The organism is Pseudomonas sp. HN8-3, from assembly GCF_020790195.1.
GTDB classification, from domain to species: Bacteria; Pseudomonadota; Gammaproteobacteria; order Pseudomonadales; family Pseudomonadaceae; genus Aquipseudomonas; species Aquipseudomonas synxantha_A.
On sequence record NZ_CP086206.1, the window covers coordinates 192,366 to 208,373 of the forward strand.

15 protein-coding genes and 1 pseudogene are annotated in these 16,008 nt (G+C 55.1%); 11 read left to right on the forward strand and 5 right to left on the reverse strand.

Annotation, left to right across the window (positions count from 1 at the left end; translation table 11 throughout):
* The first annotated feature begins 8 nt into the window (after positions 1–8).
* On the forward strand, positions 9–401 hold the full coding sequence (locus tag LJX92_RS00805; protein WP_177464438.1) for an SMI1/KNR4 family protein: 393 nt from the start codon (positions 9–11) through the stop codon (positions 399–401).
* 90 nt (positions 402–491) lie between these two features.
* On the opposite strand, the pseudogene LJX92_RS00810 reads toward LJX92_RS00805, so the two are convergent.
* Positions 492–1,863, reverse strand: a pseudogene (locus tag LJX92_RS00810) (IS4 family transposase).
* An 871-nt stretch (positions 1,864–2,734) separates the two neighbouring features.
* On the opposite strand from LJX92_RS00810, the gene LJX92_RS00815 reads away from it, so the two are divergent.
* Positions 2,735–3,178, forward strand: coding sequence for a hypothetical protein (locus LJX92_RS00815; RefSeq protein ID WP_228309190.1), 444 nt, complete (start codon positions 2,735–2,737; stop codon positions 3,176–3,178).
* A 106-nt stretch (positions 3,179–3,284) separates the two neighbouring features.
* Here the strand turns inward: LJX92_RS00815 and LJX92_RS00820 are convergent, their stop codons facing one another.
* Positions 3,285–3,542, reverse strand: a complete 258-nt coding sequence (locus LJX92_RS00820) for a hypothetical protein (RefSeq protein WP_005783616.1) — start codon at positions 3,540–3,542, stop codon at positions 3,285–3,287.
* A 254-nt stretch (positions 3,543–3,796) separates the two neighbouring features.
* Between LJX92_RS00820 and LJX92_RS00825 the strand changes: the two genes are divergently transcribed.
* The 4 genes from LJX92_RS00825 to LJX92_RS00840 all read left to right on the forward strand — a co-directional run bounded on the left by LJX92_RS00825 (position 3,797) and on the right by LJX92_RS00840 (position 6,712).
* Entirely contained in the window at positions 3,797–4,489 is a 693-nt protein-coding gene (locus tag LJX92_RS00825) for a hypothetical protein (RefSeq protein ID WP_148854225.1), read from the forward strand.
* A 503-nt stretch (positions 4,490–4,992) separates the two neighbouring features.
* A complete protein-coding gene (locus tag LJX92_RS00830) occupies positions 4,993–5,673 on the forward strand; it encodes a CsgG/HfaB family protein (protein WP_005783620.1) in 681 nt (226 codons plus the stop codon).
* Between the two features lie 29 nt (positions 5,674–5,702).
* Positions 5,703–6,065 carry a DUF4810 domain-containing protein gene (locus LJX92_RS00835; protein WP_103734040.1) on the forward strand — a complete coding sequence of 121 codons (363 nt, stop codon included), beginning with the start codon at positions 5,703–5,705 and terminating at the stop codon, positions 6,063–6,065.
* Positions 6,062–6,712: a DUF799 domain-containing protein gene (locus LJX92_RS00840; RefSeq protein ID WP_043049149.1), complete on the forward strand. Its 651-nt coding sequence runs from the start codon at positions 6,062–6,064 to the stop codon at positions 6,710–6,712. Before LJX92_RS00835 ends, LJX92_RS00840 begins: the two co-directional genes overlap by 4 nt.
* 6 nt (positions 6,713–6,718) lie before the next feature.
* Here the strand turns inward: LJX92_RS00840 and LJX92_RS00845 are convergent, their stop codons facing one another.
* Positions 6,719–8,920: a M10 family metallopeptidase C-terminal domain-containing protein gene (locus tag LJX92_RS00845; RefSeq protein ID WP_228309191.1), complete on the reverse strand. Its 2,202-nt coding sequence runs from the start codon at positions 8,918–8,920 to the stop codon at positions 6,719–6,721.
* A gap of 224 nt (positions 8,921–9,144) precedes the next feature.
* On the opposite strand from LJX92_RS00845, the gene LJX92_RS00850 reads away from it, so the two are divergent.
* From LJX92_RS00850 to LJX92_RS00860, 3 genes are all read left to right on the forward strand, one after another.
* On the forward strand, positions 9,145–10,770 hold the full coding sequence (locus tag LJX92_RS00850; protein WP_228309192.1) for a vWA domain-containing protein: 1,626 nt from the start codon (positions 9,145–9,147) through the stop codon (positions 10,768–10,770).
* A 153-nt stretch (positions 10,771–10,923) separates the two neighbouring features.
* Entirely contained in the window at positions 10,924–11,496 is a 573-nt protein-coding gene (locus LJX92_RS00855; RefSeq protein ID WP_032878478.1) for an RNA polymerase sigma factor, read from the forward strand.
* Positions 11,493–12,095, forward strand: coding sequence for a hypothetical protein (locus tag LJX92_RS00860; RefSeq protein WP_228309193.1), 603 nt, complete (start codon positions 11,493–11,495; stop codon positions 12,093–12,095). The genes LJX92_RS00855 and LJX92_RS00860 overlap by 4 nt, the downstream gene beginning before the upstream one ends.
* A gap of 244 nt (positions 12,096–12,339) precedes the next feature.
* On the opposite strand, the gene LJX92_RS00865 is transcribed toward LJX92_RS00860, so the two are convergent.
* Both LJX92_RS00865 and LJX92_RS00870 read right to left on the reverse strand, forming a co-directional pair.
* The gene (locus LJX92_RS00865) at positions 12,340–12,561 is read right to left on the reverse strand and encodes a hypothetical protein (protein WP_099491501.1); all 222 of its coding nucleotides are present in this window, start codon (positions 12,559–12,561) and stop codon (positions 12,340–12,342) included.
* A 472-nt stretch (positions 12,562–13,033) separates the two neighbouring features.
* Positions 13,034–13,411: a hypothetical protein gene (locus LJX92_RS00870; RefSeq protein ID WP_003170936.1), complete on the reverse strand. Its 378-nt coding sequence runs from the start codon at positions 13,409–13,411 to the stop codon at positions 13,034–13,036.
* A gap of 105 nt (positions 13,412–13,516) precedes the next feature.
* Between LJX92_RS00870 and LJX92_RS00875 the strand changes: the two genes are divergently transcribed.
* The gene (locus LJX92_RS00875; protein WP_003170937.1) at positions 13,517–13,861 is read left to right on the forward strand and encodes a phage holin family protein; all 345 of its coding nucleotides are present in this window, start codon (positions 13,517–13,519) and stop codon (positions 13,859–13,861) included.
* Positions 13,862–14,844: 983 nt separating this feature from the next.
* Positions 14,845–15,996 carry a DNA cytosine methyltransferase gene (locus LJX92_RS00880; RefSeq protein ID WP_228309194.1) on the forward strand — a complete coding sequence of 384 codons (1,152 nt, stop codon included), beginning with the start codon at positions 14,845–14,847 and terminating at the stop codon, positions 15,994–15,996.
* Positions 15,997–16,008 lie beyond the last annotated feature (12 nt).

Genomic DNA, 16,008 nt, shown 5'->3' on the forward strand with positions numbered 1-16,008 from the left:
GGGTGAAGATGGATATTAAAGCTTTTTTAAAGAGTAAGAAAGAAGAGCATTTGCTCGATGGCTTGGCTGCTGTAGATGATGCGAGTCTTAATGCAATAAGGGCAGGGCAGAAAAATGCTCCTGATGATTACTTAGAGTTTTTGCAGGAGTTCGGAAGTGGGGAAATTGAAACAGTCGGATTCATGCTCTACAACGGCCTTATAGAGGCAAGTGATATTTTTGATGAGGAGACTGCGGCGCAATTTGAAGGTGTCATGATTTTTGGCGATGATATGCAGGGACGATGTGTCGGTTTTGATAAAAATGATAAATGGGCTGTAGTGGAAATAGACTCTGCAGATATGAGTGTTAAAAAGTTATGTGATACATTTTATTTGTTTGTTTATAATTTGTTGGAATGAATTTGGAACAGAAAAGGGGGCTGAAAATGGTACGAATTTATTTTAGGTGGCAGTAAAAAACCTATTAAATAAATCTGTCCCGAATGGCACTTACTTAACCTTCTTCGGGTGTCCATTTCTCCTGACCTCGGCCCTAGCCGTCGAGCGCGTCTGCATCAGCATCGGGTAAGGCTTGGGCCTTCGTTTTATGGCGCGAGGCTCAATCCGTCCCGGCCGGTTTCCGACACGTTTCCTGGCGATCAACCTGAGCAAATTCGGTACCCCATCGTCTTGTTCGTCGGCACCGTACTGCTGCATCGCAAGGCATAATTGGAGGCTATGTTTAAAGCTAAGCTCGCGTGGCAAACAATCCGCTAACAGCGCTGATTGGGCCATGATCATCCGAATCAAATTATGCGCTAGCAGATACACCCATAATTCTTTTACAGCCATGCCAGGCGTCTTGCAGCTCAGCGTTTCAAGACCCAGCGTTGTCTTGATATTGCGCAGATCCAATTCAACATGCCAACGGTCTTTGTACAATGATTTTAGCCCGGCTTTAGGCACTTGTTGCGGGCAGTTCAAAGTGGTTACCAGGATTTTTCCATCGGTTTTCAGTTCACGTACTGTCAGTGTTTCAGGCGCTTCTTCGTAAGAAGCCTGGCTCATCCAAGAAGGTCGCTTCTTGGGCTTTTTCAGCTCAACCAAATGATCCTCCGACCCAAGCGATTGCCCGAGCCGAAAGTCCGTACTGCGCCGTCTGGCGCCGTATTGTTCAAACACGCCGTCAATCCCGCGACGTCGCAGTTCGCACAGCAAAAAGTATGTCGCGTAGTAGGCATCGCCCAGCACAATATCGCCTCGATTCAGTGTATCGAGCATCGTTCTGAGTAACGTCTGCTCATCGCCACCTTTGCCTCGAAAGCGCCCCAGTGAGGCGTCTAAAACGGCACCACTGGACAGGCAAATGATTCCTACCAAACGACAAATGGGAAAGCCCAACCCTGCTTTCTGGCCACGAGATTTGATTGGCCGCAGTGTCTGGCATGGTCACTGTGGTGCCATCCACGAGACGTACCGGGCGGCCCATCCAGCGCCATGACGGTGGCACGTTGTTACTCATCGAGGATCCCGTGGAGCGCAACAATGTTGAAACCATCTCTACCGGTAACCGCGCCCGTGCTTTGCAATAAGCGCCGGTGTAGACACTGCTGGGGCTTAGCCCATCGCAGCAACGTTTGATCGAAAAATCATTCACGGCCTTCTGACAAGAACGGTCGGCATTCATGGCCTGAGCCAGAAACATCGACAGTGTTTCAGTCGGCGGGAATAAGCGTTGACGATGCTTGGGAATCACTGACTCGGCACGCTGTAGCAGCGCCGGATCGGCTAGCAGCTTAAAGAATGCATGGGCGTTGCTGTTTTTGGCGTGCTGCTGAATGCGCTGCTGTTGATACCTGACGATTTGACGTCTACGATTCACGCGGGCTGTCCTTGTTCGAGTGGTGTGTGTTCGCAACTATCACCGTAGACCAAGGACGGCCTTTTTTCATTTTTCTGTAGTCATATCAGCTGGTTAGCTGTTAAGGAAGTGCCATTCGGAGCAGATTTATTTGAATTAGGGTTGAAAAATCTATTAAACAAATCTGTCCCCTTTTGTTCGTGCCGCCTGCTCTGCTTGCAAATTATGGAGCACTGTACGATAAGTACCGCCCAGCAATTGAGTTGGAGAAAAAGCGTGAAAATTAATAAATGGCTTTTGGTAGTATTATTGTCGGCCTTGGCTGGCTGCGCACCTTCCCATTCCAATTGGGAAAATGGAATGAATCTATGGGTAGGTACTCATTTCGATTCCCACCTTTACAAAGACTGCACTCGAGGATGTGGCGACTCATATTGGTCGCCTGTAAATAAAAATAAGACCTTTGATAAGGTTGTTGATGAAAACGGAGGCAGGCGGTATTACATAACTTGGATTAGAGATTGCCGATATTCGGTTTTTGTCGCTGCGGATCGGCTAATAAAGTCATGGAGATACGAAACTTCTAACGTAAAAGGATGTTATGTCTTTTAACTGCTGTTTTAAGGGAAAAAAGAGAGAAAAGGGGACGAGAGAGAAAAAGGAAGAGAAAAGGGGGCGGATTTGAATGGCACTTACTTAACCTTCTTCGGGTGTCCATTTCTCCTGATCTCGGCCCTTGCCGCGAGAAAAGGGGACTGCTCGTCCCGTGGCGAAATCATATCAAAGGAAAAAGTTGAGCTGGTGCAAAGAGAAGAAAAGGGCATAGATTTATTTTGATTCGAGATCGCAGAAAAACCAATTAATGGTTGAAGGGAGCCATACATAATGACTGATGAAACAAAAAAAAGGATTTTGGCGCTGGGGTTTTGTGCTGTTGCTTGTTGGTATAGCAGCGGTCTTGATAAAACAAGCAACAGAAGAAACGCCTGAGCCTAGCAAACCAACCTTCCTTAGTGACTTGATAATCGTCACCGCGCGAACGCACGCGCGTAATCGGAAGGTTGACGAAAATACAGAGCTTGTTCGTATGGATGCGACTAATAGTCATACTATAACGGTTTATTATTCTTTATTGAATTATGATTCTGATGTTTCTAGTTTTAACTTGGAAGCTACCAAGTCAGCAGTTGTAAATATTTTTTGTGATCCCCAAAATTTTGAAAAACAATCCATTTTTTCGCTGGGCGGGACTTACGTTTATGTTTTTGGTAGCAAAAATGTAAAAGAAATTGGCCGATTTGAATTTAACAAAAAGAATTGTGAAGGTTCTTTGTAAACGCTTGGTCATCGAGGCGGAGCAGTGCGAAAGGGCAGGTTTATTTAGCCTTTACCCTCCCCGCACGAGGCCAAAGCGGGCGACACGAAGGCCGCCCGATTTTCACTCAAGACGGATCGGCATTAAGCCTGCGACTGATGACATCCAGCAAATCACACCCATCGCGCAGCGGAATGGCCAGCAAATGGGCGAAGTCTGAAAGTACTACGGCATCGCTGCTGAGTTGTTCGCGAAAGGCCAGGTTTTCCAGCAGTTGGGTGACGGCCCGAATGCGGTGCACGGCGGCGTCGTGAAGGACGTCGAGAGGTGCCTGGGTGTCGATGATCAGGGCTGGGACGGTGCAGTCGTGGCCGGTTAGGGGAATGTATCGATTCATCATTAAGCTCTCTGGATTATTGAGGGCTCGTTCTTCGGGTCGCCAAACCCGGTCACCTTTTGAGTGACGGCCGGACTATAAGCCGCACCACCAAGCCCGCGCAAGGCATCAAAATGCCGCCGCTTCGGAGCGTGTACGCAGCTACTAACGTCTTGCCACCCATTGCCGACATACTGCTCACGAACAAACGCACTACGACTATGCAAATCTGAAAGCTTCACCCCAAACATTAAAGGACCAATGTGAAAAACCTCCTCCTCATTCTCTTCGCCACCCTCATCCTCGGCGGTTGCGTCAGCCACCCCCTCACCCCCGAAAACCGCGCTCAGATCAAGACCGTCAAAGTCCTGCCCGTGAAGTGGGAAAAAAACATGGTGTACTTCGGCCGCGAACAGGCCTGGGGCGCGGCCCTGGGTGCCGGGGTTGGCGCCGGTGTTGGCATGGCCAGCGGGGCGTCCAAGCTGGGTACGGCGGCGTTGAGTGGCGCCGGGTTTGCCGCGGGCATGAAGCTTGGGCAGTTGGCCGAGATGCCGACGCCGGTGGCCATCCTGACGGTGATGGAGGCGGAAAAACTCGATGTAGGCGTGTTGCTCAAGCAGGGCTTTGTCGATGAGTTGGGTAAGACTTCGACGCTCAAGGTGGTCGGCGACGATGAGCCCGCCGATGCGCAGATTCAGCTGACCGTGTCCGAGTGGGGCTTTCGCCTGACCCAGGGTTTCAGCAGTGTGATTTATCCGACCCTTAACGTGATGGCGCAGATGGATCGCGGCGATGAGATGATCTGGCGCACCTTTGAGGCGGTCACGCCGTTTAATGGCCAGAACGTCTATGGCTACACGCCGCTCACTTACCGCACTGACCCTGAAGCCTTGCGCCGGGCGTTGACCGGGATTACGCAGATTTCTGCGCAGTATCTGGTGAAGGAGCTCAAGTAGGTCTGTGCGAAGGCTGGCGGCTGTTGGTGGGCGGGCTTGGACTAATGCCAGTCAGGGTTAAGCGCAGTTCCCCTGTGGGAGCGGGCTTGCCCGCGAAGGCGGTGTGTCAGTCGCTGCATCTGTTGCTGCACTACCGCTTTCGCAGGCAAGCCAGCTCCCACATTTGATCTTCGTTGCTTTGGGCATTGCGTTCGTTTAATTGATCGGCATTGGGCTTGCCCGCGAAGGCGGTGGGTTAGTCGCTGCATCTGTTGCTGCACTACCGCTTTCGCAGGCAAGCCAGCTCCCACATTTGATCTTCGTTGCTTTGAGTATTGCGGTCGGCAGTAGGGTAAGCCCCCCACCTATGGCCGAAACAACTTGAGAACCGCTCTCAACCCCGTAAAATGCCGCAGCCGTTGCATCACCGTCTTTCAGGGAAGAATCCAGGCCAGCGCGCTTTCAGGCTGCCTATCTCCTTGGAAAACCCGGCAACGCTGTTTTCCTCACCCAAGGAGCACCCTGTGAAGACACTGTCCAAAATCCTGCTGTCGGGCCTCACCGCCGCGGCGTTGTTGACCGTGGCCGGTTGCGCCACCGAGAGCAACCGCGCGATGCCGGTGGAGCAAGTCGCCAGCGCCCACGTAGCCTATTCCGGCGTGCGTGTGCCGATTGCCGTGGGCAAGTTCGACAACCGCTCCAGCTACATGCGCGGCATCTTCTCCGATGGTGTCGACCGTCTCGGCGGCCAGGCCAAGACCATCCTCATCACCCATTTGCAGCAGACCAACCGCTTCAGCGTGCTGGACCGCGACAACATGGGCGAGATCTCCCAGGAAGCCAAAATCAAAGGCACCGTGCAGAAGCTCAAGGGCGCTGACTACGTGGTGACCGGCGATGTGACCGAGTTCGGCCGCAAAGAAACCGGCGACCGCCAGCTGTTCGGCATCCTCGGCCGTGGCAAGACCCAAGTGGCCTACGCCAAAGTTGCGTTGAATATCGTCAACATCAATACCTCCGAAGTGGTGTATTCCACCCAGGGCGCCGGTGAGTACGCGCTGTCCAACCGTGAAGTGATCGGCTTCGGCGGCACCGCCAGCTATGACTCCACCCTCAATGGCAAGGTGCTGGACCTGGCCATGCGCGAAGCGATCAACCGCCTGGTCGACGGCATCAACGCCGGCGCCTGGAACCCGCGTAACTGATCAGCCACACCACAAGGAGCAGTACACGGATGAGCAAGGCAGTGAGGTTAGCGCTGACGCTGGCGGCAATCGCAACGGTAACCGGGTGCCAGACGGCGCCCCAGCCCCTGTATCAATGGGAAAGCTACCAGCCTCAGGTTTACGAGTACTTCAAGGGCGAACCCAAGGAAGCGCAGGTGGAAGCACTGGAGCGCGATCTGCAGAAGATCAACGCCAGTGGCCGCAAGGCCCCGCCGGGTTACCACGCGCACCTGGGCATGCTGTACATGAACATGGGCAAGGATGACCAGATGGTGCAGGAGTTTCGCACCGAGAAGGCGCTGTTCCCTGAGTCCGCTGCGTACATGGACTTTCTGTTGAAAAACGCCAAAGCCGGAGTCGCCACCAAATGAGCCTGTTAAAACTCACCGGCGCCTTGCTGGCCCTGGCGTTGCTCGGCGGTTGCGCCGCGCCCAAGACAGTTGATTATTCGGCGTACAAACAGGCGCGGCCCAAGTCGATCCTGGTACTGCCGCCAATCAATGAATCGCCGGAAGTGCAGGCGTCTTACAGCCTGGTGTCGCAAGTCACCTACCCACTGGCCGAAGCCGGCTACTACGTGTTGCCGATTGCCCTGGTGGACGAGACCTTCCGCCAGAACGGCCTGACCACCGCCAACGATATCCAGGCCGTACAACCGGCCAAGCTGCATGACATCTTTGGTGCGGACGCGGCGCTGTACATCACCATCAGCGAGTACGGCACCCAGTACATGCTGATCTCCAGCGACACCTCGGTGACGGCCTCGGCCAAACTGGTGGACCTGCGCACCGGCACCACCTTGTGGACCGGTTCGGCGCGGGCGTCGAGCGAGGAGGGCAATAACAACGGTGGCGGCCTGGTGGGCATGTTGATCACGGCCGCGGTCAAGCAGGTGATCAACAGCTCCACCGATGCGGCGCATCCGATTGCCGGTATCACCAGTGCGCGCCTGCTGTCGGCGGGGCAACGCACCGGGCTTCTGTACGGTCCGCGTAATCCCAAGTACGGCACGGACTGAACCGCGTCACCTCTGACGACGGTGCTGTTGGATCAAGTCGATGGGGGTGGCCGTGCCCATGGAGTCGCGCTGCCCGTTTACGCTGGCGCCGATGGAACCGTTGTGCAAGGCAACGATCTCGGCCGTATCAACGCTGATCAGCGGTGAGCCGGAGGTGCCGGGCTTCTTGAAGGCATCATGGTAGACCGTGCCCTGATTACGGCTGTGCTGGTCGTATCCCTTGAGTGTGGTGGGTTGGCCCTTGGTATTTAGAAATGAAATGCCGAGGGCCTCTTGCCCATGGTTGGGCATAAAGACTTTCTGCCCAGGCGATGCTTGGGGGCCGGAGGCCAACTTGAGCGGCCGGAACTGCTCGGCCAAGGCTTTTTTCTCGCCGACGGGCAAGTCGACACGCAGCTCGGCATAGTCCAACCGGGCGTCGCCACTGAGCGGGTTGGGGTCCAGCGGCACTTTGCGCTCTACCTTCATTCGGCCGGTGCTGTCTTGTTCATACCCCAGCCACAGTTCGAGCTTGCTGCCTTTGGCCAGCGCGTCGCGCACATGTTGGTTGGTCAGTACGCTGTTGCCATCGTTGATCAGCGAGCCGGTACCCAACGAACGGGTATGCACGCGTTCGTAGCCCCATGAGTCCCGCGTGACGCTCACTTCGCGAATAGTGCCCACGGCCCTGGCCGCGGTATGCATCGGCGTGCCCTTAAGGGATGCGTTGGCGTAGTTCTGCAAGGAGAACGGCGCTTGTTGTGGGGCGAGCATTGGCTCGGGGCGGGGCTTGTACGGTGCTGTCTGCGCTGGCGTCGGCGGTTGCGGCGTAACTCGGGCGGGTGGGGTTGGCACACGGTTCGGCTGGGAAGCTCGGCTGATCACGTCGTCTGGCTTGATTGGCCCTTGGCTCTTGATATACAGGTCGGCTTGGCCCGAGCCGTCCAGGTCAATCGCCAGGCTGTGCTGGCGCGTGTTCGGCTCATAACCAAGCAACGCCTCGCCCGGCCGGCCACTGAAGCGGCGCACAAACTGCAGGTCCTTGATACCCGCGGCCTGCAGCGCGGCAGCCACATCGATCTTGTCCTGCCCGCTGGTGAAATCGGTGATCAGGTCGGGGCGTTGCGCGGTCGACTCGCTGGCGTTGTTATACACAAAGGTATCCTTGCCCGGCCCGCCGGTAAGGGTGTCCTGGCCCAGGCCACCGGTCAGGCGGTTATCGGCATGGTTGCCGATGAGTCGATCAGCACCCGTGCCGCCGATGGCATTTTCCAGCGTCACCCCTTTGGCAATGGAGACGTTGCCTTTCATGCCGCCCACATCGGAGAAGTGTTCAGCCTTCAGGTTGATGGTCTGGTCCTGATGAAACCGCGAGAAATCCAGGGTGTCGTTGCCGCCCCCATCCCACACGCTGAACACGGGTGCGTCGTCCGCTGAGTTGAGGTTGAGAAAGTCGCGCCCGGTATTGGAGTTGAAGCCGTAGACCGTGTCGGTGTCGCGGGTTTTGTAATTGGCACCGTAGAGCTTTTGGATGGCGGTGATGTCGTCCATCAGCGGCGCGCCGGCATAGTGGGTTTGGCGGTTTTTGTTGTGATCATGGCCCAGATGACCTGCCCACCAGTAACTCATCAGGCTGTAGGCGCGGTTGTCCTCGGCGTAGCGGGCGTTTTCAGCGTAACTGCCGCCATTGTTGTATTTGCCGGGATGCATGAGGCCCAGGGTGTGGCCGATCTCATGGGCCAGCAGGTACCGGCTGAAACTACCGTGAGTGAAGGGTCGATTCATGCCGTCTGACGCGAACCAGGCTTGGTTGCCATCGCTGTAGATGCCCGGATAAGACGCATGGCCCGACAGGCCGGTCTGGTTCGGGTCATTACCCAGTAACAGCTGCCCATTGGCCTCGGGTGCATTCTCAGTGAAGGAGATATTGGCGACATCCGCCCAAGACTGCATGGCGCGCCTGGCCTGCTCTTTTTGCGACGGGGAGAACTCGTTAGCGCCGGTGGGTGTGCTGTAGGTGGCTTGTGAAGGTGTGAAAAAACGATAGTCGATAGGTGTGGTGCCGTCTGGGTTCTGCACTTTCCAACGATAGCCCGTTCGAGTGATTTGCTCTGCCGCTTGCTCGGTGGTGTAGGACGGCTTGTCTGAAGCGGCCCCCGCATAGCTCGGGCGTTCTGCGAATGAGGGCGGCTCATAGCGGTGTGTTAGGTTATTTTTTACGGAGTTCATCGCGATTTCTCTGATGTAAAAAGGCTCCAAAGACGTCAAGAAACAGGCTGTTCTGACAGGGAGGCGAACTCTCGATATGTGGCTGGTGGTAATGGCAGGTTCACCCGGTTGTGTCTCGAAGTGTGACGCAGCAATTGGGCGAAGAAATATCCGTGGTTAACCCGTACCGGTGCAGCCTCACGTCTGATCTGTTGAACGGCTCATTCACTCACGAGGTTCAGCCCATGTCCCGCTCTGTGCTCTTGCTGCGTCCTGCTGCCCAAGGCTTTGCCGTCACCCTGCTGGTGGCGCTGGCTGGGTGTGGGCTGTCATCGTCCCCCGACGTCGCCAAGCCGATTGAACCCGCGCCTCTCGCCGAACTTCACAGCGCGCCGATCCAGAATGCAGTGATCAAGCGTATGGCGATGCCGGCACCTATGGCGGTGCGAGAAATGGCGACGATGGATTACCGCAGCGAACCCCGCGAGCAATACGCCAACCTGCCGGATAACCCGGTGCATCGCGTCGCCGAAACCCCGGTCTCCACCTTCAGCATCGACGTCGATACCGGCAGCTACGCCAACGTAAGACGCTTCCTCAACCAAGGTCGCCTGCCACCCGAAGGTGCGGTACGACTGGAGGAAATGGTCAACTACTTCCCGTACAACTATGCATTGCCCACTGATGGCTCCCCATTTGGCGTGACTACCGAGCTGGCCGCCACGCCCTGGAACCCGCGTACAAAACTGCTGCGCATCGGTATCAAGGCCTCCGATAAAGCCGTGGCAGAATTGGCGCCCGCCAACCTGGTCTTCCTGGTGGACGTGTCCGGCTCCATGGACCGCCGCGAAGGCTTACCGTTGGTCAAAAGCACGCTGAAATTACTGGTGGACCAACTGCGCGATCAGGACCGCGTGTCACTGGTGGTGTACGCCGGTGAATCCCGCGTGGTGCTCAAGCCCACCTCGGGCGCTGAAAAAGCCAAGATCCGCAACGCCATCGACCAACTCACCGCCGGTGGCTCCACCGCAGGCGCGTCCGGCATCGAACTGGCCTACCAGATGGCCCGCGAAGGTTTTATCGACAAGGGTATCAACCGCATCCTGCTGGCCACCGATGGCGACTTCAACGTGGGCATCAGCGACTTTGACAGCCTCAAGCAAATGGCGGTGACCCAGCGCAAAAGCGTATCCCTGACCACCCTCGGCTTCGGTGTGGATAACTACAACGAACACCTGATGGAACAACTGGCCGACGCGGGCGACGGTAATTACGCCTACATCGACAACCTGCGTGAAGCGCGCAAGGTGCTGGTGGAGCAACTCAGCTCGACCCTGGCCGTGATCGCACGGGATGTGAAATTGCAGATGGAATTCAACCCCGCCCAAGTCAGCGAATACCGCCTGCTGGGCTATGAAAACCGCGCCTTGAAGCGTGAGGATTTCAATAACGACAAAGTCGATGCCGGCGAAATCGGCGCAGGCCATACAGTGACCGCGCTGTACGAAATCGTGCCCAAGGGCGAGAAGGGTTGGTTGGAGCCGTTGCGATATGCCAATGCACCGACGGCCGAAAGCAAATCCGCCGAGCTGGCGATGCTACGGGTGCGCTACAAGCCCGCTGCGGGCGGCAACAGCCAATTGATCGAGCGCCCTATCGCCAACCAGGCCACCCCGGCCAGCGACGACCTGCGCTTCTCCTCAGCCGTTGCCGCGTTCGCCCAACAGCTCAAGGGTGATGGCCGCTACACTGGCAACATGAGTTTGCAAGACACCGCCAAACTTGCCCGCTCGGCCCGCGGCGATGACCCGTTCGGCCTGCGCAACGAATTCGTGCAACTGGTGGAACTGGCCCAAAGCCTCAAACCCTGATCTCGTTCACAACCGAGATCAAATGTGGGAGGGGGCTTGCTCCCGATGGCGGTGTGTCAGTATCCGATGTGCTGTATGACCCACTGCTATCGGGAGCAAGCCCCCTCCCACAGTAATCCTGCTTCGGCTGACAAAAAGGAGTTCGCCCATTACATGGCCGTCCCAGACGATCCACCCAGCGACGAATCGCTGCTGGCCCGCTACCGAACCGGCGACGCTGGCGCATTTGAAGCCCTCTACACGCGCCACCGTCAGGGCCTGTACCGCTTCCTCGTGTCCCTGTGCAACAAAGCCGAACTGGCCGAAGAAATCTACCAGGACACCTGGCTCAGTCTGATCCGCAGCACCACCCAGCCACAAGGCCGGGCGAGTTTTCGTACCTGGCTGTTCCAGATCGCCCGCAACCGCCTGATCGACCACTGGCGCAAGCACGGCATCCACAACCCCCTGCACGACAGCTACGACGAACAGCTGCACGCCCAACCCGACGACAGCGCCGGCCCCGAGCAACAACTGAGCCTGAGCCGCGACCAGGCGCGCCTCGACGCCGCCCTGCAAGAACTGCCCGAAGACCAGCGCGAGGTGTTTTTGTTACGCCTGCATGGCGACCTCGAAGTGCCGCAAATCGCCACCCTCACCGGCGCCCCGCTGGAAACCGTAAAAAGCCGCTTGCGCTACGCCCTACAAAAATTGCGGCGCCTGCTGGCCGAGGAGGTACCTGTATGACTGACCCCCGACACACCCCGGACGACGCGCTGCTCCAGCACTACCGTCAACACAGCACCGGCGAACCGCCCGCGTCCCTCGACGCCTTCATCCTCAACGCCGCCCTCCGCGAAGCCCCGCAGCCGCAACCCAGCCTGTGGCAACGCTGGCTGCAAGCCTGCCAACGCCCGCGCTGGCAAATGGCATTCGCCACCGTCGCCGGGTTGGCGCTGATGATCGGCGTGGTCATGCGCTCCCCCGTGCCGCAACCCGAAATCTCTACGGCGACGTTCTCCGCGCTGCGCCACGAAGAAGCCGCCCACCCAGCGCCGCAAGCGTTTTCCGCCCCCGCGCCAATGGCCCGCATGGCGATGGCGCCACGGGTTGAAAGTGCTCCAGCCCAGGCTGAAATCGCTGACGTAATGGCGGCCCCGCCAGCGGAAAGACTCAGCAAGGCGGCGCCGAATGCATTGCCATCGTTGGAGCAGGAGTTGCAGGCCATCGTGAGGCTGCGTGAGGCAGGGGAGAGCAAGGCGGCTGATGAAAAGCTGTTGGCGCTGCATAAGCGCTTTCCGAAGGAGGATCTGCCGGCGCGGTTGGAGGTGTTGCGGAAGCGTTGAATCAGCACACACAAAAAAGCCCCAGATCTCCCGGCCTGAGGCTTTTTCATTCATATCTGGTGCCCCGGCGTCGTTTGAACTGAGCAGTAATAGGCTAGTATTCATTGGGTATATTTGGTGGTGTTTCAGTTAGGCATACACGTGGGCATACACGGCGCTTCCTTCTGGCTACTTTTTTCGAGGTATCCCGGTAGGGTAAAGCGACACCGAATGGTTGCTGATGTGTTGTCATCCAGCTGAGTAGTTACTTCTTCGTTCGACCTTCAGCCGCCAGTGAGGCGAGCGCAAGGGTGATGAATCCTGCATTTCCATCCAGAGTATCCAGTGCCCCTCGAATGTTCTGTGCCACTTCTGTAGATCCTCTTTGCTCAACCCAGTTTGACAGCTCCTCGATAGCTGCCCCCAGGGCCAGTTGGTTTTCATTCATGCGCTTCAGTAGTGACGAAAGCAAAGGGGTGTCTTCCATGATGTTCTCCCGCTGTGTTGTCAGGTAGTCAATCTACCTCGAGCCAGTGACATTGCATATCAGCTGTCCTCACCACCTGTTGATCAAAAATCACGCCGATCATCTTGATTCACTAGAGGCCAACAATGTGGTGCAGGACCAATTTGGATAGGCAGCATGAGAGCACGCACCCAGCCCCCCTCAAAAACTGGTGTAACCGGTGTTACGAGTGTAACGCCCTTAACCAAACGCCCGGTTTCATTGACTTTCACGCCTGTTACACAGTTGAGCGGCATCGCGTACATCGGATGTAACGCCGTCCGTGCGTGTAACGCTAAAGTCAGCATCCAGGTGTTGTGGCAGGCGCTTTGCACTCGAGCCTACCAAGCGAATTTCGCTTGCTCCGCCTCTTGATGAGAGGAAATCATGCAAGCAGCGGGACACACAACCACACTGAACCCGGCCATTGCGCCGGGTTTTTGCTTTTATGGGGCTAAGGCGTTACCAGCTTCTGGGCTTGTTTCTTGTCCTCAAGCTGAAACATGACGATTACGGCTAGCGAGGCTACGGTAAAGACTCCCAGGCTCATAAAATTCATCAGGAGCAGAAAAACATCGAGTCGAGTCATCGGCTCGCTGCTGATGACGAACGCCACCATTTTCCAGATGCCAGTCGCGACAAGCACAAAGCAGGAAAAATATACCCACCCTCTGTAGACCTTGCGCCGTATCCAAGTCCAGACGCTTCGGAATTTTTCTTTTGCTTCATCAGATGCCTGTACCCATGCCAATACGAAAGCTGGCACGCCAATGACGGTAATCAACAAACTTATAGCGCCGATGACAACGCTGAGTAGGTCAAGTGGGTTCATGTGAACTCTCCAAAAAATCAGCAATTACATGTGATGAACGTTCGATTAATGCGAGGGCGCGAAAACAGATTCGCCCAATATCACCGATATCAAACGGGAAATGGTATGACAAACGACCAGCAAGCGCTTACTGAGATGCCGGTCTGGATGGTGATCCTACTGTCCCAGGTCGGCGGGATTTCCGGCGCAGCATGGCGGGCCGACATAGCGGGGGTAAGTGGCTGGTCCTTGATTCGCCGCTTGCTCCTTCGATCCGGGGCCTGCGTGGTCTGTGGGCTTTCCACCATGATGTTGCTGCACGCTTCGGGAATGTCGGTCCTGGCGGCGGGAAGCATTGGATGCCTGACGGCGATGGCCGGTGCCGATGTTGCCATCGGGCTTTATCAACGCTGGGCTGCCAAGCGGTTGGGCGTGTGCGATGTGCCGCCCTCGGGCAGCGGTCAGGCATGATGCTCTGGAGGCTACGGAATACGTGGCCTGTAGATGGTCACACCAAAATGAAGCGCCGAAAAGTCGCCGGGGACCCTGGGGGCATTCGAGGGACACGGGGCATGAAACCCGCGGGATCGAGTTAGCGAGAGGCGTGGGAAGTTACTGAAATTTCAATCGTTGAAATTGAAAGGATTTTGAAGAAAAGAGGGCATCGTTACCGTACTGGTAACGATGCCCTCAGATCGCCCAAACCGTAGGGCAAATGCACAGGTGAACTGGAGTTCACCAGGTTCACCTGTTCACTAAGCTGGGAGGCTTCCCGTTAACACGATTCCGCGGGTTTCCTACCCCGTACCAATCAAAATTAGTCAGGGACCCTCTTTGCGGGCCTACGCTGCAAAGCCCATTCAGTTGCGCTGGAGGCTTCAATGCCGCGGGGCCAGGGGATATAGCTCAAATCGAGTGTCACGAATGTAAGCCATAACCATTAACGGTTTGATTTTAATGGAAATTATTGACTTCTAACCTAGTCCCATTCCTTACGCCTTGGCAGTGTTACAACAAAACTCAGCGTTACAAACGGCTGGCTGATCTTAAGAGTTATGTCTTTATAGTGCCAGCGAGGAATTTTCTGGAATTTCGCCAACCGCAAGGATCAATAAGCTATAAGAATCGAATTTTTTATAGCCTTTTTTCGTGAGCAATTCGCGTGGAATTGCTGCTTTGCAGGGCGCTTGATGTTAGATTCCTCGGCTACGGATCCAGGGGGGTTGAATGCCGCTGAGACGAACGCTGGGCACGTGTTTTAAGCCTTTAGCGGCCTTGCATCTATCAGGGCTTCATCGCTCGTACACCGCCCAAACGGACAGGAGTGTCACGCTTGAATTTTTTTGCTAAAGCCATCGGTCCTTTTATTTTCCCCATTTTTTTCATGAGAGGTTTGTTTTCTTTAGTGCAAGAGAACTTGCCTCAGAGTGTTTTTTTTGCAAAAGCATGTGGCGATGAATAGTAAGTCAATATTAAATGTAAGCGAGACGCTAGAGGTGCACGATAAAAACGTGTCCTTTTCTAAGTTAAAATGCGTTGATCTCTTTGCGGGTGCTGGAGGTTTTTCTTTAGCCGCACAGCATGCAAATATACAAGTAGTAGCTGCTGTTGAGTTGAATAAGTATGCTTGTGACACATATCGGGCAAATTTGATTGAACGCTGCGAAGTCGAAGCTGAGCGTCCGGTTCTATACTCAAAGAATATTTTGGACTTGCCACCTGAGTTGTTAAATGACACTCATTTTTCCGAAGGCAATACTTGCGACATCGTTCTAGGGGGGCCCCCCTGTCAAGGGTTCTCTGTGCATAGAATCAATGGCGCAGGTGTTGATGATCCTCGGAATGAGCTTATTCTGCGTTACTTTGAATATGTGCGAGTGCTTCAGCCTAAAGTTTTTTTAATGGAAAATGTTCCTGGGATTTTGTGGCCCCGACATAAAAAGTTTTTAGACGCTTTTATGGCGGAAAGCGACGATTCTGGATACAGAATTATCGGTCCTCTGCGAATTGATGCAAGGAATTATGGAGTCCCTCAACGCCGGGTACGGGTTTTTATTCTTGGTGTTCGAAAAGACGTATCTTTCGATGACGCTGTTTGGCCGCCGCGTCAGACACATGGAGATGCAAAAGCCGCGATTGCTGACCCGTCTTTAGTTCTGTGGACGAATGCCTCCAGCGTGTTCGCAAAGGCTCATATACCAGGTGATGAAAACGACTGTCATATGAATCATTCTGAAAAAATGATCGAGGTTTTTCGTGCAACACCAATCAATGGAAGCCGGAAAGATTCCAATAGGGTTCTGCCTTGCCATAAAAATCATTCTGGTCACAATGATGTGTATGGACGCATTAATCTTAATGAGCCTGGCCCAACCATGACTACCGCATGTATAAATCCATCCAAAGGACGCTTTGTACACCCAACGGATCACCATGGAATAACGGTGAGGCAAGCAGCACGATTTCAAACCTTCCCAGATAGTTTTATATTTAAAGGTGGGTTAACTGCCGCTGGCACTCAAATAGGAAATGCCGTGCCAGTTGATCTTGGAGAGGTATTACTCAGGGCAGTCTCAAAGGGGCTGAAAAATGGACTTAATGAATAGAAATCGAGGCTA

Coding starts and splice junctions, on each gene's coding strand:
- LJX92_RS00805 (WP_177464438.1), top strand. CDS start 9: ATGGATATTAAAGCTTTTTTAAAGAGTAAGAAAGAAGAGCATTTGCTC.
- LJX92_RS00815 (WP_228309190.1), top strand. CDS start 2,735: ATGAAACAAAAAAAAGGATTTTGGCGCTGGGGTTTTGTGCTGTTGCTT.
- LJX92_RS00835 (WP_103734040.1), top strand. CDS start 5,703: ATGAGCAAGGCAGTGAGGTTAGCGCTGACGCTGGCGGCAATCGCAACG.
- LJX92_RS00840 (WP_043049149.1), top strand. CDS start 6,062: ATGAGCCTGTTAAAACTCACCGGCGCCTTGCTGGCCCTGGCGTTGCTC.
- LJX92_RS00845 (WP_228309191.1), bottom strand. CDS start 8,920: ATGAACTCCGTAAAAAATAACCTAACACACCGCTATGAGCCGCCCTCA.
- LJX92_RS00850 (WP_228309192.1), top strand. CDS start 9,145: ATGTCCCGCTCTGTGCTCTTGCTGCGTCCTGCTGCCCAAGGCTTTGCC.
- LJX92_RS00855 (WP_032878478.1), top strand. CDS start 10,924: ATGGCCGTCCCAGACGATCCACCCAGCGACGAATCGCTGCTGGCCCGC.
- LJX92_RS00860 (WP_228309193.1), top strand. CDS start 11,493: ATGACTGACCCCCGACACACCCCGGACGACGCGCTGCTCCAGCACTAC.
- LJX92_RS00865 (WP_099491501.1), bottom strand. CDS start 12,561: ATGGAAGACACCCCTTTGCTTTCGTCACTACTGAAGCGCATGAATGAA.
- LJX92_RS00870 (WP_003170936.1), bottom strand. CDS start 13,411: ATGAACCCACTTGACCTACTCAGCGTTGTCATCGGCGCTATAAGTTTG.
- LJX92_RS00875 (WP_003170937.1), top strand. CDS start 13,517: ATGACAAACGACCAGCAAGCGCTTACTGAGATGCCGGTCTGGATGGTG.
- LJX92_RS00880 (WP_228309194.1), top strand. CDS start 14,845: ATGAATAGTAAGTCAATATTAAATGTAAGCGAGACGCTAGAGGTGCAC.